Raw genomic sequence first — 26,094 nt, forward strand, 5'->3', positions numbered from 1 at the left:
GTGCGACCCCGGCGCCACGGGGGCCCGTTCCATGACGGAACGGGCCCCGTGGCGTATGAGCCGGGCGGCGTGTTCTAGGCGGGCGGGGCGCCCCAGGTGCGGGCCCGCAGCGGCATCCCCGAGTCGCCGGACGCGGGGGTCCGCACGGCCAGTACCTGGTTGACGCCGATGCGGTTGCGTTCGAAGGCGAGCGCGGAGGCCGCCATGTACAGGCGCCAGACACGGGCGCGTCCGGGGCTGGTGAGCCGCACCGCCCGGTCCCAGTCCGCCTCCAGGTTGGCCACCCAGCGGCGCAGGGTGAGCGCGTAGTGCTCGCGGATCGACTCCACGTCGCGGACCTCGAAGCCGGCCCGCTCCAACTGGGTGACGGTGGTGCCGACGGGGGCGAGTTCGCCGTCCGGGAAGACGTAGGCGTCGATGAACGCGTCCACGTGGTACTCGGATTCGTCCTGCTGCGGCCGGCGGCCGATCTGGTGGTTGAGCAGCCGTCCGCCGGGCTTCAGCAGGGCGTGCAGATCACGCGCGTACCGCAGGTAGGGAGCGGCGCCGACGTGTTCGGCCATGCCGATGGAGGAGATCGCGTCGTAGGGGCCGTCGTCCACGTCCCGGTAGTCCTGGACGCGGATCTCCACCCGGTCGGTGAGCCCCTCGTCGGCGACGCGCTTGCGGGCGTACGCCGCCTGCTCCTGGGACAGGGTGACGCCGACGACGCCCACGCCGTGCTCGCGGGCCGCGTGGACGGCCATGGACCCCCAGCCGCAGCCGACGTCGAGGAGGCGCTGACCGGGCTTCAGGTCCAGCTTGCGCGAGATCAGTTCGAGCTTGTCGTGCTGGGCCTGTTCGAGGGTGGCGAGGGGTTCGCGGGCCGGCCAGTAGGCGCAGGAGTACACCATGGAGGGGCCGAGGACGAGCTCGTAGAAGTCGTTGCCGACGTCGTAGTGGTGGCTGATGGCGCGCTTGTCGCTGTGCCTGGTGTGCAGTGGGCCGCGGCGCCTGCGGACCTCCTCGCGGGGCGGGGCGGGCGGCAGTGGCGGGCCGCCCAGCCTCACCAGGCCGCGGACGGCGGCGCGGGCCTGCGGGTCGCGCAGCGTCCCGGCGAGACCGCGGGCGTCCTCGCCGCGCTCCCAGATCAGGCCCGAGAGCAGTTCCAGGGCGGTGTAGAGGTCGCCCTCGACGGTCAGGTCGCCGGCCACCCAGGCGCGGGCCAGGCCCAGTTCGCCCGGCTTGAACAGCAGCCGCCGCAGGGCCCGGCGGTTGCGTACGACGAGCAGCGGTGCGTCCGGCGGCCCCGCCTCGGAACCGTCCCACGCGCGGACGCGCACGGGAAGCGGGGTCCCCACCAGTTGTTCGAGGAGTCGTGTGAGCCGCAGCGCGGCATCGGGCATGGTGCACACCTCCATGACGACGAACGCCGGAATGTCATCCACCACGTAAACACCGGGACGCACCGGGCGCAGTCCCGCAACGGAGTTACGACTGGGCAAACACCACCGTTCCACCGCAACGGCTCCGTGTCACGACGGGCGGAACGCCGAAGGACCTCCCGCACCACGGATGGCGGGAGGTCCTTCGGTTCGTGCGTCGGACCGGGAGGCCGTACGGCCAGGAGGTCAGAGACCCGGGAGCCGGGAGGCCTGGGTCAGGAGGCCTTGGCCTTCTCCTCGGCCTTCTCCTCGGTCTTCCCCGCGGCGGCGGGCACCGGCGCGGGCTTGGCGGCCTCGTAGAACTCCTCGCGGGGGTTCTCCATGGCGCCGAGGGAGACGACCTCGCGCTTGAGGAACATGCCGAGGGTCCAGTCGGCGAAGATGCGGATCTTCCGGTTCCAGGTCGGCATGGCCATACCGTGGTAGCCGCGGTGCATGTACCAGGCGAGGCGTCCCTTGAGCTTGATCTTCATCTTGCCCATGACGATCATCGCGACGCCCTTGTGCAGGCCGAGACCCGCGACCGCGCCCTTGTTGGCGTGCTCGTAGTCCTTCTGCGGGAAGCCCCGCATCTGGGAGATCACGTTGTCGCCGAGAGCCTTGGCCTGACGCAGCGCGTGCTGGGCGTTCGGCGGGCACCAGGCGTTCTCGTTGCCCGCCCGGCGGCCGACGAGGTCGGGCACCTGCGCGTTGTCACCGGCGGCCCAGATGTAGTCCGTGCCCTGCACCTGGAGGGTGGGCGCGCAGTCCACGTGACCGCGCGGGCCGAGCGGCAGGCCGAAGCGGGCCAGCGCCGGGTTGGGCTTGACGCCCGCGGTCCACACGATGGTGCTGGAGTCGACCTCGAGGCCGTTCTTGAGCACCACGTGGCCGTCGACGCAGGACTCCATGGAGGTGGAGAGGTAGACCTCCACACCGCGGCCCTCGAGGTGCTCCTTGCCGTACTGGCCGAGCTTGGGGCCGACCTCGGGGAGGATCTTGTCGGCGGCGTCGACGAGGATGAAGCGCATGTCCTCGCGGGACACGTTGGTGTAGTACTTGGCCGCGTCCCGGGCCATGTCCTCGACCTCGCCGATGGTCTCGGCGCCGGCGAAGCCACCGCCGATGAAGACGAAGGTGAGCGCCTTGCGGCGGATCTCCTCGTCGGTGGTGGAGTCGGCCTTGTCGAGCTGCTCCAGGACGTGGTTGCGCAGTCCGATGGACTCCTCGATGCCCTTCATGCCGATGCCCTGCTCGGCGAGGCCGGGGATCGGGAAGGTGCGGGACACCGCGCCCATCGCGATGACCAGGTAGTCGAAGGGCAGCTCGTACGCCTCGCCGACCAGCGGGGCGACCGTGGCGACCTTGCGGTCCTGGTCGATGGTGGTGACCCGGCCGGTGAGGACCTCCGCCTTGGGCAGCACGCGTCGCAGCGGGACGACGACGTGCCGGGGCGAGATGCTGCCGGCTGCGGCTTCGGGGAGGAAGGGCTGGTAGGTCATGTACGAACGGGGGTCGACGACCGTGACGGTCGCCTCTCCGTAGCGCATCTTCTTGAGGATGCGCCGAGCTGCGTACAGGCCTACGTACCCACCGCCTACTACGAGGATCCTGGGACGCTCCGTGGTGCTCATGGCATCGAGTATCCACCTGCTCCAGGGGGGTCGCTCGTGCGCCCCTTCACAAGGTCCGACAGCCCCTATGGTAAACTCCGCGCCCCCGTTCGGCGGGCCCTGGCGGCCACAGGCGGCCGCCGTCCGGTTCGGGCCGTTGTCAAGACCGCGTGAGCTGCTCATCTGATTGAGGACGGTCCCCCACCGAGGGGCCGCGCGACCCTTCCGGAACCGCTTCCCGGCGCTCACCCGAGCACCGCTTTCCGCCTGCTGAGACCCCGAAAACGCCCCCGGAGGCCCTTTCGGCCCTTGACACGGGCGAATTCCTTGTGAAGAACTTCACGAAGTTTTCCTGGCGGAACGTCACCGGGGGCGCCGAACGGACCCCCGGGTGCGCTCACACGGTATCCGAACTGCTCAACCGCAGGCTACTGGCCAGTAGAACCAGGGGAGGACGAGCCTGCGCCACGGGCCACGCGATGCCGTCGAGGATCGCTCGCGAACGTCACCCCCCAAGCTGGGCACGTGTACACGCGAATGCGTACACTAATCTCATGACTGAGAACACCGTGACCGTACGGGAAGCCCGCGCGCACCTCGCCGACCACATCAACCGGGCCGAGGAAGGCGTTCCGACCGTCATCACGCGCAACGGCGCTCCGGTGGCAGCCGTAGTCCCGATCGCGGACTTCGAAGCGCTGGAGGAAGCGGCCGACGTCATGCTGGCGCGCGAAGCCGAAGCGGTCCTGGCCGAGGGCGGTCCCACAGTGACGATGGCGGAACTGCTGGCAGACCTGTTCACCGAGCAGGACGGCGAGGCGGCGTGAAGTACGCCTTCCGATTCACCACGGCGGCGCAGCGGCAACTCCGGGCCATCAGTCGGCCCGACGCCATGCGCATCCTGACCGCGCTGACCGCGCTCGGTGACGACCCGTACCGCGAGGACGCCGACGTCAAGAAGCTCACCGGCCCGTCCGGGCTCTACCGGCTCCGGGTCGGCAGCTACCGGGTCGCCTACCAGATCAACGATGGTGAACTCGTCATCCTCGTCGTCAAGGTGGGCGACCGGCGGGACGTGTACCGCAACGTGTAGGCGGTCAGGCCAAAGACCATCCGATGCCGTCGAGGATGTCGTGCTCGCTGACGACGACCTCCTTCGCTCCGATCCGCTCCATGACGGCCAGCAGGACCAGTGCGCCCGCGCCGATGACGTCGACACGGCCCGGGTGCATGGAGGGGATCGCCGCGCGCTCGGCGTGCGTGGAGCGCAGCAGGCGGTCGCTGATCTCGCGGACGCGCTCGCGGGAGACACGGGAGTGGTGAATGGCCGCCGAGTCGTATCCGGGCAGCTCCTGAGCGATCGCCGACACCGTCGTCACCGAGCCGGCCAGGCCCACCAGGGTGCGCGCCTCGCGCAGCGGGACGGTCTTCTCGGCGAGGTCGAGCGCGGCCTCGATGTCGGCGCGCACGGCGGCGATCTGCTCCTCCGTCGGCGGGTCGGTGACCACCCCGTCCCGCACCAGGTGACGCTCCGTCATGCGGACGCAGCCCACGTCCACCGAGCGCGCCGCGCGGACGCGGTCGTCGCCCACGACGAACTCCGTCGAGCCGCCGCCGATGTCGACCACCAGGAAGGGCCGGGCGAGGTCCGTACGGCCCGTCAGCTCCTTCGTCGCGCCGGTGAAGGAGAACTCCGCCTCCTGGTCACCGGAGATCACCTCGGGCTCGACGCCGAGGATGTCCATCACCCCGCGCACGAACTCGTCCCGGTTCTCGGCGTCCCGGGAGGCGGAGGTGGCCACGAAGCGCAGCCGCTCGGCGCCGTGCTCCTTGACGGCCCCGGCGTACTTCCGGCAGGCCGCGAAGGTCCGCTCCAGCGCGTCGGGGGCGAGCCTGCCGGTGCGGTCGACGCCCTGGCCGAGCCGCACGATGGTCATGCGCCGGTCCAGCTCGCGCAGTTCGCCCGTCGCCGGGTCGGCGTCCGCGACCAGCAGGCGGATGGAGTTCGTACCGCAGTCGATGGCGGCGACCCGGGTCATGCGCGGTCCTCCCCGGTCTCCAGGGGACCGGCGGCGAGCCGGCCGCCTTCGGAGGTCCCGGTCTGCGGCCCCTCGCCGGACGGCGGCTGCGCGGGCGTCACACACGGGCCCTTGCGCCACCACTCGGGCAGCATCGCGATCGCCTCGTCGCCGAGCGGGTTCACACCGGGCCCGGCGGCGAGCGAGTGGGCGACCAGGACGTGCAGGCACTTCACCCGGTCCGGCATGCCGCCCGCGCTGGGGAAGCCCGTCAGCTTCTCGATCCGGTCCCGGCGCCGGATGTAGTCCTCGTGCGCGGCCCGGTACGCGGCCGCGAGCTCCGGGTCGGCGGCCAGCCGCTCCGTCATCTCCTTCATCACGCCGTCGGCCTCCAGCGTGCCGATGGCCGAGGCGGCGCGCGGGCACGTCAGGTAGTACAGCGTGGGGAAGGGCGTGCCGTCGGGCAGCCGCGGTGCCGTCTCCACGACGTCGGGCTGCCCGCAGGGGCAGCGGTGCGCGATCGCGCGCAGCCCGCGCGGCGGCCGGCCGAGCTGCTGCTCGAAGGCCTCGACGTCCGCCTCGGTGGGCTCGGTGCGCTCAGTGGACGGCGGTGGGGTTTCCATGCCTTGCGTACATCTCTCTGTCAGTTCACTGGTCGGAGGCGTCGGACTTGTCGACTCCGTCCCAGACGTTGGCGTACCAGGGGCGGCGGGCCGTCCCCCGCTCGGCGCGGGACCGCTCGGCCGGGCCCGGTTCGACCACGGAGTAGCCGGTCTCCCCGGGCTTCACGTAGTGCAGCCGCCGCCGGATCTGCTGTTCGGCGTAGGCGTCGTCCTGCCAGCGTGCCTTGAGGTCGCGCAGTTGTTCCACCCGCTGCTGGGCCTGCCGCTTCTGGCGTTGCAGGTCGGCGATGTCGGCGCGCTGGGAGACGTACTGCCGCATCGGATACGCGAGGGCGACCACCATCGAGCACAGCACCAGCGCGAGCAGCGCCGCGCGGCCGGTGAGGCGGGAGCGGCGGGCCTGGCGCCGGGTCTGCGAACGGTAGACGCGGGCCGCGGTCTGCTCACCGAGCAGCCTGATCCTGGTCGTGGTGGAGAACCGGTCCCGGTCCTTGACGGCCATCGTCCCGCCTCCCGTTCGTGCCCGCGCACACACGTGCGTACGTCCCCGGACACGGTACGGGACCGGGTACGGGGACGTACGTGCGACGGGCGAAGCCGTACGCTGTGCGGCTCAGCCGCCGTGGCGGCCGAGCCCTTGCCGCGCCTACTGGGCGGAGCGGAACCGCGGGAAGGCCGAGCGGCCCGCGTACACCGCGGCGTCGTCGAGGATCTCCTCGATGCGCAGCAGCTGGTTGTACTTGGCGACGCGCTCGGAGCGGGCCGGGGCGCCGGTCTTGATCTGGCCGCAGTTGGTGGCGACGGCCAGGTCGGCGATCGTGACGTCCTCGGTCTCGCCGGAGCGGTGGGACATCATGCACTTGAAGCCGTTGCGCTGGGCCAGCTCGACGGCGTCCAGGGTCTCGGTGAGCGAACCGATCTGGTTCACCTTCACGAGCAGCGCGTTGGCGGCGCCCTCCTCGATGCCGCGGGCGAGACGCTCGGGGTTGGTGACGAACAGGTCGTCGCCGACGAGCTGGACCCTGTCGCCGAGCTTGTCGGTGATGACCTTCCAGCCGGCCCAGTCGTCCTCGAACAGCGGGTCCTCGATGGAGACGAGCGGGTAGGCGGCCACCAGCTCCTCGTAGTACTCGGTCATCTCCGCCGCGGAGCGGTCCTTGCCCTCGAAGAGGTACTTGCCGTCCTTGTAGAACTCGGAGGCGGCGACGTCGAGCGCGAGGGCGATCTGCTCGCCGGGCGCGTAGCCGGCTTCCTTGATCGCTTCGAGGATGAGGTCGAGGGCCTCGCGGTTGGAGCCGAGGTTCGGGGCGAAGCCGCCCTCGTCGCCGAGGCCGGTGGACAGGCCCTTGCTCTTCAGGACCTTCTTCAGGGTGTGGTAGACCTCGGTGCCCCAGCGCAGGGCCTCGGAGAAGGACTCCGCGCCGATCGGGGCGATCATGAACTCCTGGATGTCCACGTTGGAGTCGGCGTGCGAGCCGCCGTTCAGGATGTTCATCATCGGCACCGGCAGCAGGTGCGCGTTCGGACCGCCCAGGTAGCGGAAGAGGGGGAGGTCCGAGGCCTCGGAGGCGGCGTGGGCGACGGCGAGGGAGACGCCGAGGATGGCGTTGGCGCCCAGCGAGCCCTTGTTGTCGGTGGCGTCCAGGTCGAACATGGCCTGGTCGATCAGACGCTGCTCGGTGGCGTCGTAGCCGACGAGCTCCGGGCCGATCTGCTCGATCACGGCGAGGACGGCCTTCTCGACGCCCTTGCCCTGGTAGCGGTTGGGGTCTCCGTCACGGAGCTCGACGGCCTCGAAGGCACCGGTGGAGGCGCCGGAGGGGACGGCGGCACGACCGGTGCTGCCGTCGTCGAGGCCGACCTCGACCTCGACCGTGGGGTTGCCTCGGGAGTCCAGGATTTCCCGGGCTACGACGACGTCGATGGACGGCACGAGCATCTCCTTCTGGGATGTGACGCTGAAAGTGCGGGGCGTGAGCCCTGCGACTAGAGCCTAACCGTCCCGGGGCGGCGACCGGCCGACCGACCGCCTCATGGACAGAGTGACAGTACCCTTTGTTCCCGTTCGGAACAAAGGGGAGGGGAATCTTCGGGAACGGGACGGTGTGCGGGAGACGAAAAAAGCCCCGCCCCGGGCGCGCAGGGGGGAACGCGCCGGGGCGGGGAGCCCGTGGAGGGCGGGACGGGCCCTTACTTCAGGTGGAGCTGCTGGCCCGGGTAGATGAGGTCGGCGTTGTCGACGACGTCCTTGTTCAGCTCGAACAGCTTCTGCCAGCCGCCCTGGACGCCGTGGCGGGCGGCGATGGAGCTGAGGGTGTCGCCGGAGACCACCTTGTACTCGCCGTCGCCCTTCTCGACCTTCTTGCCGGTCGGCGTGGTCACGGTCCCGCTCGGGGCCGAACGCGTCGCGGAGCGGCTGGCGGCCTGCCGCTCGGTCGAGCGGGTGGCGGTGCTCTTGGCGGAGCTGCCACCCGCCGACGAGGACGCCGAGCCCGACGAGGACGACGACGCGGGGGCGCTGCCGGTGTAGGCGGCGCCGGACAGGCCCTTGCCGCAGACCGGCCAGGCACCCTTGCCCTGGCCCGCGAGCACCTTCTCGGCGACGGCTATCTGCTGCGACTTGGAGGCCAGGTCGGCGCGCGACGCGTAGGAGGTGCCGCCGTACCCGGCCCAGGTGGAGTTGGTGAACTGGAGGCCGCCGTAGAAGCCGTTGCCGGTGTTGATGGACCAGTTGCCACCGGACTCGCACTGTGCGACCGCGTCCCACTGGGAGGCGGTGGCGGCGGAGGCGTCGCCGACCGCCATCAGCGGGGCGGCGACCGCGGCGCCGGCGACACCGGCGAGCGCGACGACACGGGTGGCCCTGGACGGACGGCGGTGCTTGCCCTTGCTGGAGAACAGCATGGATGGATCCCCTCACCGACGCCTGCGAGGTGAGCTGTCGGGTTCGGGCCGGTTGAGTTGCCCGGCCGTGCCTCGTACACGAGGCACGGCTCCACCCCTAGCCGCTCCGGTCAACTGCCCGGTGCGGCGCCTACCTTGGGTCCCCCGCTCCTGCCCACGGCGCTTGACGCGACGACTGTTCCCGTGCGGCCGCTGGCAGGATTCGGCGTTGCGGCAGCCGGGGCTCGCGGTGACGAGCGGTCACGACCGTAGGCACGCGCTCCGCCGAATTCCAAAGACGATCAGGGCTTCTGAGACTCATCCCACACTTTCCCCGAATGGGGCATTCGGGGCGAAGCGTGACGTGAACTCCCGCTACTTCTGGGGCGTTTCGGTAGGGATATTCAGGGTCTGACCGGCGGAGACGTGGTTCGGGTCGGACCCGATCGCGCCCTTGTTCGCGGCGTACAGCGCATCCCATCCGCCGGGCACGTCAAGGGAGTCGGCGATGGACTCGAGGGAGTCGCCGGCGCGAACGGTGTAGGAGTCGCCGGCGCGTGCGGCGTGGCGGCCGGCGGAGGCGGCCGTGTGGTTGTCGACCAGGTTCTCGACGGCACTGCCGCCGCGGTGCCGCCCGCCGCCCAGCGCCCCGGTGTCGACCAGGGCCGAACTGCCGCCGACCTGCCAGGACTTGTCCGTACCGCCCGGCTCCGGCGCGACCGGGGACGAGGTGTCGGACGACTGGGACCCGCTCACGGCGACATCACGGGATGTGTCGGACTTACCCGGCTTACCCTTCTTGGCCGGCGAGGACGGCGAGGGTGAGGACGTGGTGGGGGACTCGCTCGGGTAGTCGGAGGAGTCGGCCGGACCGGGCTCGGTGTCCGACGAGCCGGACGAGTCGGCCGGCGTCTGTGACGAGTTCGACAGACCGAGGTCGTCGGTGAGCGACTTCCCGGAGGAGTTGGAGGATCCGGTATCGCCCACTCCGGTGTCCACCTTCGCCGCCTCGGACTTCTCGCCGAGACCGGAGAGCAGCCCGCACGTCGGCCAGGCACCGGGACCCTTGTCGGCGAGCACCTTCTCAGCCACGGCTATCTGCTGGGACCGGCTCGCCTGATCGGCGCTCAGCGCGTAGTCGAGGCCGCCGTACTTCTCCCAGTCGTCCTGCGTCATCTGCAGGCCGCCGTAGTAGCCGTTGCCGGCGTTGGAGCTCCAGGCGCCGCCGCTCTCGCACTTGGCCACCTTGTCCCAGGTGTTGCCGTCGGCGGCGCTGGCGGCGCCGGCGCCCATCAGCGGGATGGCGATGGCGGATCCGGTCACTCCAGCGGCGACGAGGAGGGCCGGAGCCTGACGGGGCCGACGGTGACGGCCGTTCCCGGAGAGCATACGGAGACCTTTCGTGCGACAACGCTGACCGGCGTGGCGGCCGCGACTCGGCGCCACGCTGATGGGTGAAAGTAGCCGCTGACGCTCGCTTGTTACAAGTTCATGCCGCACAGATCACGTGAAGATCACACAGCTGACGCTGTGTCATGTTCGGGGCCGTCAGTGGGTAGGGGCGATGCGGCCGCAGGCGCCTTTTCCGGCCTTGTCCGGCTTCCCTCCGACTTACCGACCAGGGGTGAACCGCACCGGCAGCGTCCGCAGTCCGCGCATGATGAGCCCGCCGCGCCAGCGCAAATCGGCCGGATCCGCGTCCAGTTGGAGGTCCGGAAGCCGGGTGAGGAGGGTGGCCAGCGCTGTCTGGCCCTCCAGTCGGGCGAGCGGCGCGCCGAGGCAGTAGTGGATGCCGTGTCCGTAGCCGAGGTGTTGATTGTCACGTCGCCCGAGATCGAGGACGTCGGGGCTGTCGAACCTCTCCGGATCCCGGTCGGCGGCGGCGAGGACGACGAGGACCGGGTCGCCGGGGGCGATGTCCTGCCCGCCGATGGTGAGCGGCTCGGTGGCGTAGCGCCAGGTGGCCAGTTCCACCGGACCGTCGTAGCGCAGGAGTTCCTCCACTCCCGTCTCCAGCAGGCCGCCGTCCCCATCGGCGAGGGACCGCTGGAGCCGGTCCCGCTGCTCGGGGTGGGTGAGCAGGGCGAAGGTGCCGTTGCCGATGAGGTTGACGGTGGTCTCGAAACCGGCGAACAGGAGAATGAAGGCCATGGCGGCGGCCTCGTTCTCGGTGAGGTGCTCGCCGTGGTCGGAGGCGCGGATGAGGGCGGAGATGAGGTCCTCGCCGGGGCCGGGCTCGGCCGGCAGCGCCTCGCGCTTGCGGTGGATGAGCTCGGCGAGATAGCTGCGCATCTTCTTCACCGAGCGGGCGACTCCGCCGCGGGGGCTCTTGCCGTGGCGCCGGGGGTCCGTGGACTCGCCCCCGGGAAGATGCAGCATCATGCCTGCCCAGTCACGGAAGTCGTCCTGGTCCTCGCGGGGGACGCCGAGCAGGTCGCAGATGGCGTAGATGGGCAGCGGGAAGGCGAACTCGCGGATGAGGTCGGCGGTGCCGCGTCCGGCGAACCCGTCGATGAGTCCGTCGGTCAGCTCCTGCACCCGCGGGGCGAACTCGGCGACGCGGCGCGGGGTGAACGCCTTGCTGACCAGCCGGCGCAGCCGGGTGTGGTCCGGCGGGTCGATGTTCAGCAGGTGGGTCATCAGCTCGGCCTTGCGCTCGCCGGGGATGCCCGTCCTGCCCTTGGCGTGCGCGGGCTCGGCGTGATGCACCGGGTTCTTGCTCAGCCGCTGGTCGGCCAGGGCCTGCCGGGCGTCGGCGTACCGGGTGACCAGCCAGGCCTCGACCCCGCTGGGGAGGCGGGTCCTGTGCACGGGGGCGTGCTCGCGCAGCCAGGCGTAGGCCGGGTAGGGGTCGCTCGCGAACTCCCAGGTGAACAGGGTGGGTGGCTGGTCGTGCATGGGGCCGACCCTAGCGCCGGGGCGTCCGCGCGGTGCAGTCGCGTGCCGCGCGGCCGCTCAGGACCTCAGTCGCCCTCCGTCTTTATGATCACGTCCCGGTACGCGCGCGCCGCCGCGCGCAGGGCCGCCTCCGGGTCGACGCCCTCCGCCTCGGCGCGGGCGGCCAGGGCCAGCAGTTCGTACCCGAAGCCCTCGCCCGCCGGGAGGGGGACGTCCAGGCCCGCCGTGCGGACCCGGGAGGCCAGCTTGGCGGCGAGGGCGAGGCCGGGCTGGCCGAGGGGGACGCCCTCGGTCACGGAGGTGCGCCGCTTCTCCTCGGCCTTGGTGCGCAGCCAGTGCGCCTTGACCTCCTCCGGGGTGGTCGCGGTCTCGTCGCCGAAGACGTGCGGGTGGCGGTGGATCAGCTTGGCGACGATGGTGCCGGCCACGTCGTCGATGGAGAACGGCTCCTCGGGGTCCTCCTCGGCGATACGGGCGTGGAAGACCACCTGGAGCAGGACGTCGCCCAGTTCCTCGCGCAGTTCCTCCCGGTCGCCGTCCTCGATCGCCTCGACCAGCTCGTACGCCTCCTCGATGCCGTACTTGGCCAGGCCCTTGTGGGTCTGCCGGGACGACCAGGGGCACTCGGCGCGGATGCGGTCCATGACCTGGACGAGGTCGAGCAGGCGGGCGCCGGGCAGGTCGTAGGAGGCGGGCAGCAGTTCCAGCTCGGGCATCTGCACACGGCCGGATCCGGCCAGACGGGCCAGTCCGTCGGTCAGGGCGGGCTCGCCCTCGCCGGTGGCCACGACGACGACCGTACGGCCGCCGGCGCACGCGTCCACCAGCTCCTCCGCGCTCGGCGCCGCCTCGTCCACGGCTGTGCCGGCCTCCCGCAGATACGGCAGCTGCGGATGGGCACCGTCCGCGCACAGCACCCGGTCCGCCGACCGCAGTGCCTGCCAGGCGGGCCAGGACAGCAGGCCGGGGGCGACCCGGTGGCTGGTGGTGAGCAGGACGATCCGGCCCGGGGCCGCTGCGGGGGTGGTGGCGCTGGTGGTGTTCACGCTCCGAACGTAACGCACGCGGCTGAGGTCACCTTGAGTTGTCCACAGGCCGGGGGCCACCCCCGGCCCGGTTGTCCACAGGCCCGGCCGCCCGGCGACCGTCCGGCGTCCGGTCAGGTGGACTGCTGGTTCTGGGACGCCGAGACGTCCCGCAGCCACGGCGTCTTGGCGTTCACCAGGGTGCTCTTCTCGACGTCCCAGGTGCCGTAGCGCGGGTTGAGGTCGACGTGGAGGTCGGCGGAGGCCTCGGACAGCGCCTTCCAGAAGGCCGGCTGGCCGGCGTCGGTGTGCAGATGGGTCGCGAGCTTCTGCGCCTTCACCTGGAGGCGGAGGTTGTCGTCGAGGCGCTGCGGCGGCACCCCGTACCGCTGGAGCCAGGTGTCCTCGAGCGCCTTGGCGCCGCCCGCCTGCTGTTCGAGACCGGTGCGCAACTGCTGGACCTCGCTGCGGCTGACGGTGAGGCCCGCGTTCCGGGCGGCGCGGTCGAGGACCCGGTCGAGCACCATCTGGTGCAGCGTGTCCCGGGTGAGCGTGCCGGTCGAGGCGACGGCCTGCTGGTACTGCGCCTCGTCCGCCACCGCGGCCCGCTGCGCCTCGCGCACCTCGCTCACCCGGCTCTGCAACTGCCCGAAGGTGATCCGCTGGCCGCCGACCACGGCCGCCGCGCCCGGATGCGCGTCGCTTCCACAGGCGGTGAGCAGGGGTGCCGCCGCGAGGAGCGCGGCGGACAGGACGAGCGCGGTGCGACGGCGGCGGTGCAAGGAAACCTCCCGTGGTGGAGATTGCTGCGACAGGTGCGGCGCGCAACGTCTCCACCAGGGGTGGTGGTCGGGCGACGGGCGGGCGCACAAAGTCTTGCGGTGATCGATAGTAGGCAGCGGCCGGGCTCCGGCCAACCCATTCGACCAACGATTCACCACGACTTCGGGCACCGTCGCACAGGGGGAGGACCGACACGGCGTCCGGCGAGGGGGAAACGCGTGTCGGAACCCGGCAGGATCAGCCGGTGATGGCGACCGGGGCGTCCCACCAGTCGCGGTCGACGGTGATCGTGACGCCGCCGCGCGTCTCCTTGCTGTTGACCATGTACTGGTGGGCGCGGCTGTGGTCGGTGAACTGGTTGGCGCCCCAGGGCCAGTCGGTGGTGGTGGTCTCCTTGCCGTCCCAGAGGGCGTACCAGAGGTTGCCCGGCAGGTCGGTCTTGTTGGTCGCGGTGGCGATGGCCTTGGCGCTGGAGCTGGTGAAGCCGTAGTAGCCGGCGCGGTAGGTCTTGTCGCGCAGCACCTTGTCGAAGGCGCGGACGTAGGTGAGCACGGCGTCGTTGCACGCCTTGTCGGTGATGTCGTACGGCTCCATGTCGAGGTAGACCGGGCTGCCCGCCTTCATGCCGAGCGCGGAGGCCTTGGCCACCGCGTCCTTGGCGTCGGCGGTGCCGAGGGAGGCGGCGGTCGCGGCGGTGAGCCGCTCGGGGTTGGCGCTCTTCTGGCAGGGCGGCTGGGCCCCGACGTACAGCGGGATGAGCTTCCAGCCCTGGGAGCTGACGGACTTCACCCAGGAGGCGGTGAGGTTGGGCTGGGCGCAGCCGCGGTTCTTGCCGCCGATGTAGACGGCGGCGGCGCCGTAGTACTTGTCGGTGCGCCAGGCGTTCATGGCGCTCAGCGAGGGCGCGGAGCAGGTGTCGAACGCCCGTCCGGTGAAGGTCTTCTGGGCGGGCCAGGTGGTGGCCGCCATGGACGTCTGGGCCGCGATCCCGGCGCCGGCGACGACGACGGCCCCGGCCGCCGCCCATGTGATGTACCTGCGCTTCTTCGATTGCCGGTGCTCGGCCATCCCCACCCCTGTTGTCGTGTACGCGCGTGTTGCACGTGTGCGGAGGCACGCTAGCCGACTAAACCCCGCGGCCCGAAAAACGATCGCCTCGCAGGGCACAAGAATCACACAAGACACCGTAAAAACATGCGCGTTGTACGCGACGGCAACCGGTCCGGCCTCCTCGGGCGTCACAGGGTCCGCTCGCCACGCCTGTGTGGCGCCCCCGGCTCAAGAAAGCACCTCGCATGCATTTCGCGTCCCGCGCCGCCCGTGTCCTCGCCGTGGCCACGCTTCCCCTGACCCTGACCCTGACGGCCTGCGGCTCTTCATGTCGACGGACGGCCACGACAACGGGGCGGCGACCGCGAAGAAGCTGACGGAGCGGATCGTCACGGCCTTGAAGCAGACTTCCTGACGGTATCGGTCCACGTCGCCGGGTGGCCTAACCTTGCCTGCGACGACTCCGTCCTCGTGCGGCGGAGCTCTTGGGGGTGGAGATGGACAAGCGGCTGGAGGCCGGCTGGTTCCAGCGGATCGTCTGGTCCGTCCTGGTCTGGGGTTCGCTGGGCCTGCTGGCATGGGTGCCGTTCCTGTACGTGGCGATCCGCCGCGGACTCGGCTCGGACTGGGGCGCGTTCGCCGCCTTCGTCCTGTACGAGTGCACCGTGACACCGGGACTGTTCCTCGTGCCCGACGACAGCGACGCCTCCGCGGTGCTCGGCATCGTGATCATCATGTGCCTGCTGGCGGCGACGGGGATGCTGCTGTTCGCCATGTTCGACCGGCGGACGCCGCAGGCGATGGCGGCGGCCGGTTACGGGGCGGCCCCCTCCGCGCAGACGGTGCAGCAGGGCCCGTACGGCTACCCGTACGGGCGCTGAACCGCGCCCGCGTACGCCTGCCCGGCCCCGCCGCTCAGCCCCGCACCTGGCCCAGCCACTGCAGGGTGCGCTGTATCTCGGCCGGGAGGGGATGCACGGGGCCGTGCCGGCGCTCCGCGTCGTGCAGCAGGCGCAGCAGGGTGTCGTGGGCGGCGGTCCGGTCGCCCAGGGCGAGCAGCAGGTGCCCGATCCGGCGGCGGATCTCGAAGGGCAGGTCGGGGTCCGCGGCCGTGTACGGGTTCTCCGCGAGCCGGTTCTCGAAGTAGGGCAGCAGGGCCCGGTACTCGGCGAGCGCCGCGGCCGGTTCACCGAGCTGTTCGAGGCACTGCGCCGCGTCGTGGCGGAACCGGAGGGCCTGCGGGTCGGCGGGGCCCGCCTCGGTGGCCCGTTCGCCGGCGAGGCGCCGCAGTTCGGGCAGGGCGCGCCGGTACTGGCCGTCGTCCATCAGCGTGGCCGCGTACTGCTTGCGCAGGGTGCGCACCACCGGGGAGTGCTCGCCGTGCTGGGCGGCGGCGGCCGGGAGGATCGCGCCGAGGATGTCGACGGCCTGGGTGACGCGGCCCTCGCCGAGCAGCCGCTTGACCTCGTCGACGGCGGTGGCGACGTCGTGGAGGCCGCCGGACCCGGCGGTGGACGGTTCGGCGCGGGGCGCGGGACGCGGCGCCGGGGTGACGGCGCGGTCGGGCCAGGGGGCGTGCGGGCGCAGGAAGGGGCGGGTGGGGTCGAGGGGGCCGCCGTTGTGCGGGCCGCGCGGAGGCAGCATCGGCAGCAGGTCCTCGTACACCGCCTGGGCACTGGCCGGTCTGTGCTGGGGGTCCTTGGCGAGCAGCCGCAGTACGAGGGATTCGAGGGCTTCGGGGACCTCGGGGCGCAGCCGGCGCACGGGCACCGGCGGCTCGTGGAGGTGGCGGTGCAGCACGCCGACCGCGGTGGAGGCGGCGAACGGAACGTTCCCGCTGAGGAGTTCGTGCAGCACCACGCCGAGCGCGTACAGGTCGGTGTACGGGCCGACGGCGCCGCCCATGGCCTGTTCGGGGGCCATGTAGGCGGGGCTGCCGACGGGTGAGCCGGTGCGGGTGAGGCGGGTGGTCTCGGTGTTGAGGACGGAGGCGACGCCGAGGTCGAGGACGGTGACGGTGCCCTCCGGCTTCACCATCACGTTCCTCGGTTTGAGGTCGCGGTGGACGATCGGTACGGCGTGCACGGCGGAGAGCACGGCGCACAGCTGGGCGGCGACGGCGACCGCCCACTGCCAGGGGTACGGCTCGTTCTCGGCGAGGTGGTCGGCGAGGTCCGCGCCGTCGACGTACTGCATGACCAGGTACAGGTTCTCGGCCTCGCTGCCCGCGTCGTGCACGGTGACCAGGCCGGGGTGGTCGACCCGCGCGGTGACGCGGCACTCGCGGACGAAGCGGCGGCGCAGGTCGGCGGCGTCCTGGCTGTGGGATCCCGCGACCTTGTCGGGGCGCACCAGTTTGACGGCCACGCGGCGGTCGAGCCGCTGGTCGTAGGCCGTCCACACCTGGCCCATGCCGCCTTGTCCGATGAGTGTGGACAGTTCGTAGCGTCCGGCGATGACGCGTGCGGTCACCGGCCGCCCTCCGGGCCCCAGCTCGTGGTGAACCCGATGTCACCGCCGCCGGCGGCTCCGCCCGGCGCGGACCGCCCGCCGTGACCCCGGCCCCCGTGACCGGGCTGCCCGCCCTGGCCGGGTCCGGTGTCCTGGCCGCGCAGGAGGTCGCTCAGCTCGTCCAGTTCGGCGCGGACCTGGTCGATCCGGGCGGGTGCGGGGCGCTGCGGCTGCCCGGGCACCGCGTCGCGGGCGGGCACGGGCGCCGGGTTCGGCGCGGACGGGTAGGAGGCGGGCTGCGGCGGCGCGTACGGGCCCGGCCGCGGCGGGGAGTAGGGCGCGGGCTGCGGCGGGCCGTACGGGGCGGGCGGCGGGCCGTAGCTCTGCGGGGCGGGGGACGGCGGGTAGCCGTACGCCACGGTGGCGGCCGCGGGACCGGGGGCGACCCGACCGGTCAGGGGGGCCTCGTGGTGACGGAGGTCCCTGTACAGGAAGTAGCCGACGCTGCCGAACGCGGACAGCAAAAACAGCGCTGCGCCGACGTCGCTGTGCCAGGTCTGCGGGTCGCCCTCCTCTCCGGTGCCGCCGACGCCGATGAACACACAGGCCGTGAACAGGACGACGAGCGACAGGACGAACAGGACCCAGTCGCGCCGGGCACGGGTCATGCAGGCGACGCGCAGCATCGTGCCCCAGGCCAGGAAGCCGACGCTCAGCACCGAGAGGGCCACGAACAGCACCCTGAGGCCGACCACCAGCGCGGTCGACGGGCGCGGAGGCTGCGGCGGCGCGTAGCCGGGGCCGTGCATGACTGCTCCTAGTGGCGAGGCCCCGGTGGGGCGCCTGCGGGGACGGTGCGTACGGTGCGGAACCGAGGGTGATCCGAGCGCGTTCCGAGAGTATCGGTCAACCCGGACAACCGGCCTGGGATGTATCGAACCGTTGTCGTCGCCCGTCCCCGCGCGCCTCCGCACCGCCGAACAGGCCGCGGCGGCCCCGGCGGCGCCCGCCGCGGTCAGCGGGCGTGGAAGCGCTCCGGTGCCTTCGTCGGGTTGCCGCCCGAGGGGAGCTTCTGGCCGGGGCAGGTGGACAGGACCTTCTTCATCGCGGCCTTCTCGGCCCCGGTGACCCACAGTTGGTACTTCTTCTTCACGGCGACCTGCGCGGCGACGTACGTGCACCGGTAGCCCTTGGCGGGCGGCAGCCACGTCGCCGCGTCGCCGTCGCCCTTGGAGCGGTTGGCGCTCGCGTCCACGGCGATCAGGTTGAGCGGGTCGTTGGCCAGCGCTATGCGCTTGCTCGCGTCCCAGTACGCGGCGCCCTTCTGCCAGGCGTCCGAGAGGGCGACGACATGGTCTATGTCGACCAGGCTGCGCCCGCGCCGGTAGACGATCTCCTCGCCGGAGTACGGGTCCCGCTCCAGCACGCCGTACGACACCTTGCACTTCCCGTCGGTGAACCGCACCTGCTTCAGGTCCCGCTTGAGGATGTCGTCGCGGGTGGGGCAGCCGTTGGAGTCGGTGTCCGCCCAGGCGGTGCCGAACTTCTCCCGGACGTAACCGGTCTTCGGCGACCGCCCCTTGACGGTCAGTGACTCGGCGGCGGCGAGCGCCTCACCGCCGGTCTTCGCCGGCTCCGGTCCGCTCGCACCGCCGTCCAGCTGCTCCGTGCATCCGGTCGCCAACAGTGCCACGACGGCAGCCGCAACCGCCCCGCCCCTCAGACGCGTCACGCTGCGCCCCTCCCCTAACCTGCCCGGTTCCGCCCATGGTTCGGGCGTCCTTCACCTGCTGCCCACCGTAGCGGGGCAGTATGCGCAGGCCACACGGGGGTACGGGGGTCACGGGGCGCGAACGCGCGAACCGCGTACCCTCCGCGGCCCCAAAAGCGCGCGGGCTACGACCCCAGGATGGACGCCAGGAACTCCCCTACCCAGCCCAGCAGTTCACGGCCGACCAGCGGCTTGCCGCCGATCTTCGCGGTCTTGGGCCGGGGAACGAGGACCTGGTGGACGGTCGGCTTGATCACCGAGCCCGGGTAGAGGCGCTTGACGCGCAGCTCCTGCGACTCGCGCAGATCCACCGGGGCGAAGCGGATGTTGTTGCCCTGGAGGACGATCTCGCCGACGCCGCAGGCACGGGCGAGCATGCGCAGCCCGGCCACCAGCAGCAGGTTCTCCACCGGCTCGGGCAACTTGCCGTAGCGGTCGGTGAGTTCCTCGCGGACGGCCTTGATGTCCTCCTCGGAGTCGGCGGAGGCGATGGACCGGTAGGCCTGGAGGCGCAGCCGCTCGCCGGGCGCGTAGTCGTGCGGGACGTGCGCGTCGACCGGCAGCTCGATCTTGACCTCGAGCGGCGGCTCCTCCTGGATCTCCCCCGTCTCCAGCTGCCGCCGGTAGTCGGCGACCGCCTCGCCGACCATGCGGACGTAGAGGTCGAAGCCGACGCCCGCGATGTGCCCGGACTGCTCGCCGCCCAGCAGGTTTCCGGCGCCGCGGATCTCCAGGTCCTTCATCGCCACGTACATGCCCGCGCCCATCTCGGTGTGCTGCGCGATGGTCGCCAGGCGCTCGTGGGCCGTCTCCGTCAGCGGCTTCTCCGGCGGGTACAGGAAGTAGGCGTAGCCGCGCTCGCGGCCACGGCCCACCCGGCCGCGCAGCTGGTGCAGCTGGGACAGGCCGAAGTTGTCGCCGCGCTCCACGATCAGGGTGTTGGCGTTGGAGATGTCGATGCCGGACTCGACGATCGTCGTAGAGACCAGCACGTCGAACTTCTTCTCCCAGAAGTCGACGACGACCTGTTCGAGGGCCGCCTCCGACATCTGGCCGTGGGCGGTGGCGATGCGCGCCTCGGGGACGATCTCCCGCAGCCGGGCCGCCGCGCGGTCGATGGACTCCACCCGGTTGTGGATGTAAAAAACCTGGCCCTCGCGCAGCAGTTCGCGGCGGATCGCCGCGCCGATCTGCTTCTCCTCGTACGGCCCGACGAACGTCAGCACCGGGTGCCGCTCCTCGGGCGGCGTGGTGATCGTCGACATCTCCCGGATGCCGGTCACCGCCATCTCCAGCGTGCGCGGGATCGGGGTCGCCGACATCGTCAGGACGTCGACGTTCGCGCGGAGCTTCTTCAGCTGCTCCTTGTGCTCGACGCCGAAGCGCTGCTCCTCGTCGACGATGACCAGGCCGAGATCCTTGAACTTCGTCTCCGAGGAGAACAGGCGGTGGGTGCCGATGACGATGTCCACCGCGCCGTCCCCGAGACCTTCCAGGACCGCCTTGGCCTCGGTGTCGGTCTGGAAGCGGGAGAGCGCTCTGACGTTCACCGGAAACTGCGCGTACCGCTCGGAGAACGTGCCGAAGTGCTGCTGCACCAGCAGCGTCGTCGGGACCAGGACGGCGACCTGCTTGCCGTCCTGGACGGCCTTGAAGGCGGCGCGGACCGCGATCTCCGTCTTGCCGTAGCCGACGTCGCCGCAGATCAGGCGGTCCATCGGGACCGACTTCTCCATGTCCTCCTTGACCTCGGCGATCGTGGTGAGCTGGTCCGGGGTCTCCGCGTACGGGAAGGCGTCCTCCAGCTCGCGCTGCCACGGCGTGTCCGTGCCGAAGGCGTGCCCGGGCGCCGCCATGCGCGCGCTGTAGAGCCTGATCAGGTCGGCGGCGATCTCCTTGACCGCCTTCTTCGCCCGCGCCTTGGTCTTCGTCCAGTCGGCGCCGCCGAGCCGGTGCAGGGTGGGCGCCTCGCCGCCGACGTACTTGGTGATCTGTTCGAGCTGGTCGGTGGGGATGTACAGGCGGTCGCCGGGCTGGCCGCGCTTGGCCGGGGCGTACTCCACCACCAGGTACTCACGGGTCGCGCCCTGCACCGTGCGCTGCACCATCTCGATGTAGCGGCCCACGCCGTGCTGCTCGTGGACGATGTAGTCGCCCGCCTCCAGGGTCAGCGGGTCGATGGTCTTGCGCCGCCGCACCGGCATCCGCGCACCGTCACGGCCGGCCGTCTTCTGGCCGGTCAGGTCGGTCTCGGTGAGCACGGCCAGCTTCAGGGCGACGTCGACGAAGCCGTGGTCGATGCCGCCGCAGGCCACGTGCACGACCGACGGGGACAGCCCGCCGAGGTCCACGTCGAGGCGGGCCGCGATGCCCTCCCCGCCCAGCACCTCGACGGTGCGCGAGGCCGGACCGTGGCCCTCGGTGACGAACACCGTGCGCCAGCCGTCGGCGAGCCAGCCCTTGGTGTCGGCGAGCGCCTTGGCGATGTCGCCGCGGTAGGTCTCGGGCGCGTGCATGCCCAGCTTGAGCGCGTCCCCGTCCCCCTCGTACGCCGTCTCGTCCGCGGCGAACGGCGACACCGACCACCACATCATGTCCAGCTCGCGCGCCCGGTCCCGGACGTCGGCGATCGACCACAGGGAGGCCGCGCCGAGGTCGATGGGCGCCTCTCCCCCGCCGGCCGAGGCCGCCCAGGACGCCTGGAGGAACTCCTGGGAGGTCGCCACCAGGTCCGCCGCGCGCGTGCGCACCCGCTCGGGATCGCACACCACGGTCATGGCGCCCTTGGGCAGCACGTCGAGCAGCAGCTCCATGTCGTCGACCAGGACCGGCGCCAGGGACTCCATGCCCTCCACCGCGATGCCCTCGGCGATTTTGCCCAGCAGCTCGCCGAGCTCCGGATGCCGCTCGGCGAGAGCACGAGCACGCGCGCGTACGTCCTCGGTGAGCAGCAGTTCACGGCAGGGCGGGGCCCACAGTCCGTGCTCGGCGACCTCGAGGGAACGCTGGTCGGCGACCTTGAAGTACCGGATCTCCTCGACGTCGTCGCCCCAGAACTCGACGCGCAGGGGGTGTTCCTCGGTGGGCGGGAAGACGTCGAGGATGCCGCCGCGCACGGCGAACTCGCCGCGCTTCTCCACCAGCTCCACGCGGGAGTACGCGGCGGCGGCGAGGGCGTCCACGACGCTGTTCAGGTCGGCGGTCCGCCCCGCCCGCAGCGCTACCGGCACCAGGTCGCCCAGCCCCTTGACCTGCGGCTGGAGCACCGAGCGCACGGGGGCGACGACGACGGAGACCGGTCCGGTCTCCGGATCGTCGGGGCTCGGGTGGGCCAGGCGGCGCAGCACGGCCAGGCGGCGGCCGACGGTGTCGCTGCGCGGGCTGAGCCGCTCGTGCGGCAGGGTCTCCCAGGACGGGTACTCCACGACGCCCTCGGCCGGCAGCAGCGAGCGCAGGGCCGCGACCAGGTCCTCGGCCTCGCGGCCGGTCGCCGTCACCGCGAGCACGGGACGGGCGGACTCACGGGCCAGCGCGGCGACGGCGAAGGGCCGGGCGGCGGGGGGACCGACGAGGTCCACGTGCATGCGGTTGCCGTCCGCCGCCGCGGTGATCGCTTCCGCGAGGGCGGGGTCCTTGACGACGGCGTCGAGCAGACCGTGCAGGCTCATGGGGGGCTTTCCGTCCGAATCCGTCCGAGGGTGGGCAACGCGAAGGACCCGACTCGTGCGGCGGGCCGGGGATTCCTTCAGCGTACGCCGCCGGGCAGTCGGCCCGCGGAGGCTGTGGACAACCCCGCTCGCGCCCCCGCCGCCCCTTCCGGCACAAGCCCGGTGCCGGGAAGTCACCCTGACTTCCCGGCACCGGGCTTCTCCGTGGCCCCCGTCCGCGGAGGGGGCACGCCGCGCTCGTCAGTCGGTCGCGATCGCGTTCAGGACGTTCATCCGGCCGGCCCGGAAGGCCGGGACCAGGGAGGCGAACAGACCCACGAGGGCCGAGCCGACGAAGACCACGATGATCGTGACCCAGGGGATCTCCAGGACCTTCAGGCCCTCCAGGGCGAGGAGCTTCTGGGCGGTCGCGCCCCAGCCCATGCCGAGCCCCAGGCCGAGCAGCGCGCCGAACAGGGCGATCACCACGGACTCCAAGCGGATCATGCGGCGCAACTGGCGGCGGGAGAGGCCGATCGCCCGCATCAGGCCGATCTCCTTCGTCCGCTCGACCACCGACAGCGCCAGGGTGTTCACCACACCGAGGACGGCGACGATGATCGCCAGGGCGAGCAGTGCGTAGACCATGTCGAGCAGCTGGCCGATCTGGTTCTCCAGCTCCTTCTTGTAGTCGGTCTGGTCGCGCACGGTGTACTGCGGGTAGTCGTGCAGGGCGGACTTGAGCGCCTGGTACGCGGCGGTCTCCTGCCCGTCCTTGGCTGTGGCGAAGAGCAGCAGGTCGAGCGGCATCCGGTCGGCCGGCAGGTACTTTCCGACCGTGGCGATCGAGACGTACATCGCGCCGTTGTCGATCAAGCCGTCGTCGCTGGTGATCGCGCGGACCGTGAGCGCGGCCGTCCTGCCGCCCCTGAACCCGACCTCGACCGTGGACCCCTGCTTGATGCCGTGCTTCTTGGCGAAGCCCTCGGGGACGGACATCGAGTCGGGCCCGTAGGCGTCGGCGAGCGTGCCGGAGACCGTCTTGGTGCGCAGGTCCTGGGCGTACGTCGGGTCGGCCGCGTTGATCATCTCGTTCTTCGAGGTACGGCCGTCCGGCGTGGTCAGGGAGACGTCCACGAGCTTGTACTCGGTGACCCGCTCAAGGCCCGGGGCTTCCTTCAAGGCCTTCACCGCCTGCGGGGTGATGACCTCGCCGTTGTCGCTCTGGATGATGAAGTCCGTGCCGACGGTCTTGTCGAGCTGGTCGGTGGCGGAGGCCACCATCGAGGAGCCGACCACCGACAGGCAGGCCACCAGGGCGAGGCCGATCATCAGCGCGGCGCCGGTGGCGCCGGTGCGGCGCGGGTTGCGCAGCGCGTTGCGCTCGGCCATCCGCCCGATCGGGCCGAAGATCCGCAGCAGGACCACGCTGAGGACGCGGACCAGGCCGCCCACGAGCAGCGGGCCGACGACGACGAGGCCGATCAGGGTGAGCACCACGCCCAGACCCAGCCACGCCGAGCCCTGAGTGGCCTTGTCGGCGTTGGCCGCGGCGTACAGGCTCGCGGCGCCGGCGCCGGTGAGGACCAGGCCGACGACGGCCCGTACGGTCCCGGCCCTGCCGTCGGCCGGGGTGCCCGCGTCGCGCAGGGCGGCCATCGGGGAGATCTTGCCGGCCCGCCGGGCGGGCAGGTAGGCGGCGAGGACGGTGACGACCACGCCGAGGACCAGGCCGATGACGGGGGTGGTCCAGGCGACCGTGAGGTCGTCGGTGGACAGGTTCATGCCCGCCTGGCCCATGATCTTCATCAGGGCGACCGCGATGCCGACGCCCGCGCCGACACCGAGCACGGAGCCGACCACGCCCAGCAGCAGCGCCTCGACCAGCACGGACCGGTTGACCTGGCGGCGGGAGGAGCCGATGGCCCGCATCAGGCCGATCTCCCGGGTGCGCTGGGCGACCAGCATCGAGAAGGTGTTGATGATCAGGAAGATGCCGACGAGGAAGGCGATTCCGGCGAAGCCGAGCATCCCGTACTTCATGACGTTCAGGAAGCTCTCGATGTCCTTCTGGTTGGCGTCGGCGACCTCCTTGGCCGTCTGCACCTTGTAGCCGGCGCCGAGCGCGGCGGACACGTTCTTCTTCAGCTGCTCGTCGGTGACGCCCTTGGCGGCGGTGACGTTGACGTTCGTGTACACACCGGTCCGGCCGACCAGGGTCCGCTGGGCGGTCGGGGTGTCCAGGTAGAAGATCGCCGCGCCGGGGTTGGTGACGGTGAAGGCGGCGATGCCGGACACGTGCGCGCGATGGGTGCCGACCGCGGTGATCAGACCGATCTCGTCGCCGAGCTTCAGGTGGTGCTTGCCGGCGGTGTCGGCGTCGACCATCACCTGGTCCGGGCCCTTGGGCGCCGTACCGGAGGTGATCTTCATGGTGCGGGAGTCGTTGGCGTTCCAGTTGCCGACGATGGTGGGCGCGCCGCTGCTGGGCGACAGCTTGTCCTTGTCGGCGTCGACGACGGTCACGGAGGTGGAGAACACCGTTCCCTCGGCCGCCCGCACGCCCTGGGCCCGCCGCACCTCGCCGAGCACGGAGGCCGGCAGGACCGGTGGCTTGCCGGTGCGGGAGGTGGTCTCACCGGTGTCGGACGAGGTCTTGGTGCTGACCGTCACGTCCGAGGACGTCGCCTGGAACAGCTTGTCGAACGTCGTGTTCATGGTGTCGGTGAAAACCAGCGTGCCGCACACGAAGCCCACCGACAGCAGCACCGCCACGGCCGACAGCGCCATGCGGCCCTTGTGCGCGAAGAAGTTGCGCAGGGAGGTCTTCAGGACGGTCATGACGTACGCCCCCGGGCGTCGAAGTCCTTCATGCGGTCCAGGACCTGGTCGGCCGTCGGCTGGTGCATCTCGTCGACGATCCGGCCGTCGGCGAGGTACAGCACGCGGTCGGCGTGGGAGGCGGCCACCGGGTCGTGCGTGACCATCACGATCGTCTGGCCCAGGTCGTCCACGGACCGGCGCAGGAAGCCCAGCACCTCGGCGCCCGCGCGGGAGTCCAGGTTGCCGGTGGGCTCGTCACCGAAGATGATCTCGGGCCGGGCGGCCAGGGCCCGGGCCACGGCGACGCGCTGCTGCTGGCCGCCGGAGAGCTGGTTGGGCCGGTGCTTGAGCCGCCCCGCGAGACCGACGGTCTCCACCACCTGCTCCAGCCACTTCCCGTCCGGCTTGCGGCCGGCGATGTCCATGGGCAGTGTGATGTTCTCCAGCGCGTTCAGCGTGGGCAGCAGGTTGAACGCCTGGAAGATGAAACCGATCCGGTCCCGGCGCAGCTGCGTGAGCTTCTTGTCCTTCAGCCCGGTGATCTCGGTCTCGTCCAGGAATATCTGGCCGCTCGTCACGGTGTCGAGGCCGGCGAGGCAGTGCATCAGCGTGGACTTGCCGGAGCCCGAGGGACCCATGATCGCGGTGAACCGGCCGCGGGCGATGTCGACGTCGACGTGGTCGAGGGCGACGACCCGGGTCTCCCCGGCCCCGTACGCCTTCACGACCTGCCGCGCCCGCGCGGCGACGGCCGTAGTCCCTCCAGTACCCCCGTGCCTGGGAATGGTCACAGCCGTTGTCACGTCAAGTCTCCTATGTCGGTCCGGTGGTGAAGCGTCCGGTGCTGCGTCACGTGCGAAGTGGGTGTGTACGTCGTGCGCCTCGGTACGCCGATGAGTCTGCTCGACGGGGGGTGTCCGGCGCGCTGGTGCTCAGCGCAGTCTTCTCCGGGGGAAAACCCCACCCCCGCCGCTGTGGCGTACCGCCCCCCGCGACGTAAGACCAGGTTAAGGAGCGGCCCGGTCCCCGCTCGTCCTCCGTCGGTACGACCGCTCCCCGACCCCGGGTACGGAGCTTCCCCTAGGGGGCCTCCGTCCTCGGGAGGA

General features: G+C 71.4%; 21 protein-coding genes and 1 riboswitch. Of the genes, 3 read left to right on the top strand and 18 right to left on the bottom strand.

Translation table 11 applies throughout. The features are described from left to right. Positions 1 to 74 precede the first annotated feature (74 nt). Both ACIOWN_RS24710 and ACIOWN_RS24715 read right to left on the bottom strand, forming a co-directional pair. The gene (locus ACIOWN_RS24710) at positions 75 to 1,385 is read right to left on the bottom strand and encodes a cyclopropane-fatty-acyl-phospholipid synthase family protein (RefSeq protein ID WP_362345967.1); all 1,311 of its coding nucleotides are present in this window, start codon (positions 1,383 to 1,385) and stop codon (positions 75 to 77) included. Between the two features lie 254 nt (positions 1,386 to 1,639). Next, entirely contained in the window at positions 1,640 to 3,037 is a 1,398-nt protein-coding gene (locus ACIOWN_RS24715) for an NAD(P)/FAD-dependent oxidoreductase (RefSeq protein ID WP_362345364.1), read from the bottom strand. A gap of 533 nt (positions 3,038 to 3,570) precedes the next feature. Between ACIOWN_RS24715 and ACIOWN_RS24720 the strand changes: the two genes are divergently transcribed. Continuing rightward, on the top strand, positions 3,571 to 3,843 hold the full coding sequence (locus tag ACIOWN_RS24720) for a type II toxin-antitoxin system Phd/YefM family antitoxin (protein ID WP_137302729.1): 273 nt from the start codon (positions 3,571 to 3,573) through the stop codon (positions 3,841 to 3,843). Next, complete coding sequence (locus ACIOWN_RS24725; RefSeq protein WP_362345368.1) at positions 3,840 to 4,109, top strand: type II toxin-antitoxin system RelE/ParE family toxin; 270 nt, start codon at positions 3,840 to 3,842, stop codon at positions 4,107 to 4,109. Before ACIOWN_RS24720 ends, ACIOWN_RS24725 begins: the two co-directional genes overlap by 4 nt. 4 nt (positions 4,110 to 4,113) lie before the next feature. Here the strand turns inward: ACIOWN_RS24725 and ACIOWN_RS24730 are convergent, their stop codons facing one another. The 10 genes from ACIOWN_RS24730 to ACIOWN_RS24775 form a co-directional block, all read right to left on the bottom strand. Next, a complete protein-coding gene (locus tag ACIOWN_RS24730; protein WP_401983343.1) occupies positions 4,114 to 5,055 on the bottom strand; it encodes an exopolyphosphatase in 942 nt (313 codons plus the stop codon). After that, positions 5,052 to 5,657 carry a DUF501 domain-containing protein gene (locus ACIOWN_RS24735; protein ID WP_362345371.1) on the bottom strand — a complete coding sequence of 202 codons (606 nt, stop codon included), beginning with the start codon at positions 5,655 to 5,657 and terminating at the stop codon, positions 5,052 to 5,054. Before ACIOWN_RS24735 ends, ACIOWN_RS24730 begins: the two co-directional genes overlap by 4 nt. A 25-nt stretch (positions 5,658 to 5,682) precedes the next feature. Further along, entirely contained in the window at positions 5,683 to 6,159 is a 477-nt protein-coding gene (locus ACIOWN_RS24740; protein WP_100571029.1) for a septum formation initiator family protein, read from the bottom strand. A 144-nt stretch (positions 6,160 to 6,303) separates the two neighbouring features. Further along, entirely contained in the window at positions 6,304 to 7,596 is a 1,293-nt protein-coding gene (gene eno / locus ACIOWN_RS24745; protein WP_401983344.1) for a phosphopyruvate hydratase, read from the bottom strand. Positions 7,597 to 7,847: 251 nt separating this feature from the next. Then, positions 7,848 to 8,561: a transglycosylase family protein gene (locus ACIOWN_RS24750; protein WP_362345373.1), complete on the bottom strand. Its 714-nt coding sequence runs from the start codon at positions 8,559 to 8,561 to the stop codon at positions 7,848 to 7,850. 4 nt (positions 8,562 to 8,565) lie between these two features. Next, positions 8,566 to 8,733, bottom strand: a riboswitch (cyclic di-AMP (ydaO/yuaA leader). 182 nt (positions 8,734 to 8,915) lie between these two features. Next, positions 8,916 to 9,929: a transglycosylase family protein gene (locus ACIOWN_RS24755; RefSeq protein WP_362345375.1), complete on the bottom strand. Its 1,014-nt coding sequence runs from the start codon at positions 9,927 to 9,929 to the stop codon at positions 8,916 to 8,918. A 222-nt stretch (positions 9,930 to 10,151) separates the two neighbouring features. Beyond that, entirely contained in the window at positions 10,152 to 11,438 is a 1,287-nt protein-coding gene (locus tag ACIOWN_RS24760; RefSeq protein ID WP_401983345.1) for a cytochrome P450, read from the bottom strand. 65 nt (positions 11,439 to 11,503) lie between these two features. Beyond that, positions 11,504 to 12,484 (bottom strand): nucleoside triphosphate pyrophosphohydrolase, encoded by a 981-nt coding sequence (locus ACIOWN_RS24765; RefSeq protein ID WP_362345378.1) that lies wholly within the window; start codon positions 12,482 to 12,484, stop codon positions 11,504 to 11,506. Between the two features lie 113 nt (positions 12,485 to 12,597). Further along, positions 12,598 to 13,245: a SurA N-terminal domain-containing protein gene (locus ACIOWN_RS24770; protein ID WP_362345380.1), complete on the bottom strand. Its 648-nt coding sequence runs from the start codon at positions 13,243 to 13,245 to the stop codon at positions 12,598 to 12,600. Between the two features lie 238 nt (positions 13,246 to 13,483). Then, positions 13,484 to 14,314: a glycoside hydrolase domain-containing protein gene (locus tag ACIOWN_RS24775; protein WP_362345381.1), complete on the bottom strand. Its 831-nt coding sequence runs from the start codon at positions 14,312 to 14,314 to the stop codon at positions 13,484 to 13,486. A gap of 479 nt (positions 14,315 to 14,793) precedes the next feature. Between ACIOWN_RS24775 and ACIOWN_RS24780 the strand changes: the two genes are divergently transcribed. Next, positions 14,794 to 15,177 (top strand): hypothetical protein, encoded by a 384-nt coding sequence (locus ACIOWN_RS24780; RefSeq protein ID WP_362345969.1) that lies wholly within the window; start codon positions 14,794 to 14,796, stop codon positions 15,175 to 15,177. A 34-nt stretch (positions 15,178 to 15,211) separates the two neighbouring features. On the opposite strand, the gene ACIOWN_RS24785 is transcribed toward ACIOWN_RS24780, so the two are convergent. From ACIOWN_RS24785 to ACIOWN_RS24810, 6 genes are all read right to left on the bottom strand, one after another. Continuing rightward, positions 15,212 to 16,768, bottom strand: a complete 1,557-nt coding sequence (locus tag ACIOWN_RS24785) for a serine/threonine-protein kinase (RefSeq protein ID WP_362345383.1) — start codon at positions 16,766 to 16,768, stop codon at positions 15,212 to 15,214. Further along, positions 16,765 to 17,556, bottom strand: coding sequence for a hypothetical protein (locus ACIOWN_RS24790; RefSeq protein WP_362345385.1), 792 nt, complete (start codon positions 17,554 to 17,556; stop codon positions 16,765 to 16,767). Before ACIOWN_RS24790 ends, ACIOWN_RS24785 begins: the two co-directional genes overlap by 4 nt. Positions 17,557 to 17,762: 206 nt before the next feature. Next, on the bottom strand, positions 17,763 to 18,479 hold the full coding sequence (locus ACIOWN_RS24795; protein WP_401983346.1) for an HNH endonuclease family protein: 717 nt from the start codon (positions 18,477 to 18,479) through the stop codon (positions 17,763 to 17,765). A gap of 164 nt (positions 18,480 to 18,643) precedes the next feature. After that, positions 18,644 to 22,186, bottom strand: coding sequence for a transcription-repair coupling factor (gene mfd / locus ACIOWN_RS24800; protein WP_362345389.1), 3,543 nt, complete (start codon positions 22,184 to 22,186; stop codon positions 18,644 to 18,646). 240 nt (positions 22,187 to 22,426) lie between these two features. Then, positions 22,427 to 25,006, bottom strand: a complete 2,580-nt coding sequence (locus tag ACIOWN_RS24805; RefSeq protein WP_401983347.1) for an ABC transporter permease — start codon at positions 25,004 to 25,006, stop codon at positions 22,427 to 22,429. Further along, the gene (locus ACIOWN_RS24810; RefSeq protein ID WP_362345393.1) at positions 25,003 to 25,791 is read right to left on the bottom strand and encodes an ABC transporter ATP-binding protein; all 789 of its coding nucleotides are present in this window, start codon (positions 25,789 to 25,791) and stop codon (positions 25,003 to 25,005) included. The genes ACIOWN_RS24805 and ACIOWN_RS24810 overlap by 4 nt, the downstream gene beginning before the upstream one ends. Positions 25,792 to 26,094 lie beyond the last annotated feature (303 nt).

It is taken from the genome of Streptomyces sp. NPDC087787 (genome assembly GCF_044743035.1).
In the GTDB taxonomy this organism is placed as follows: Bacteria; Actinomycetota; Actinomycetes; order Streptomycetales; family Streptomycetaceae; genus Streptomyces.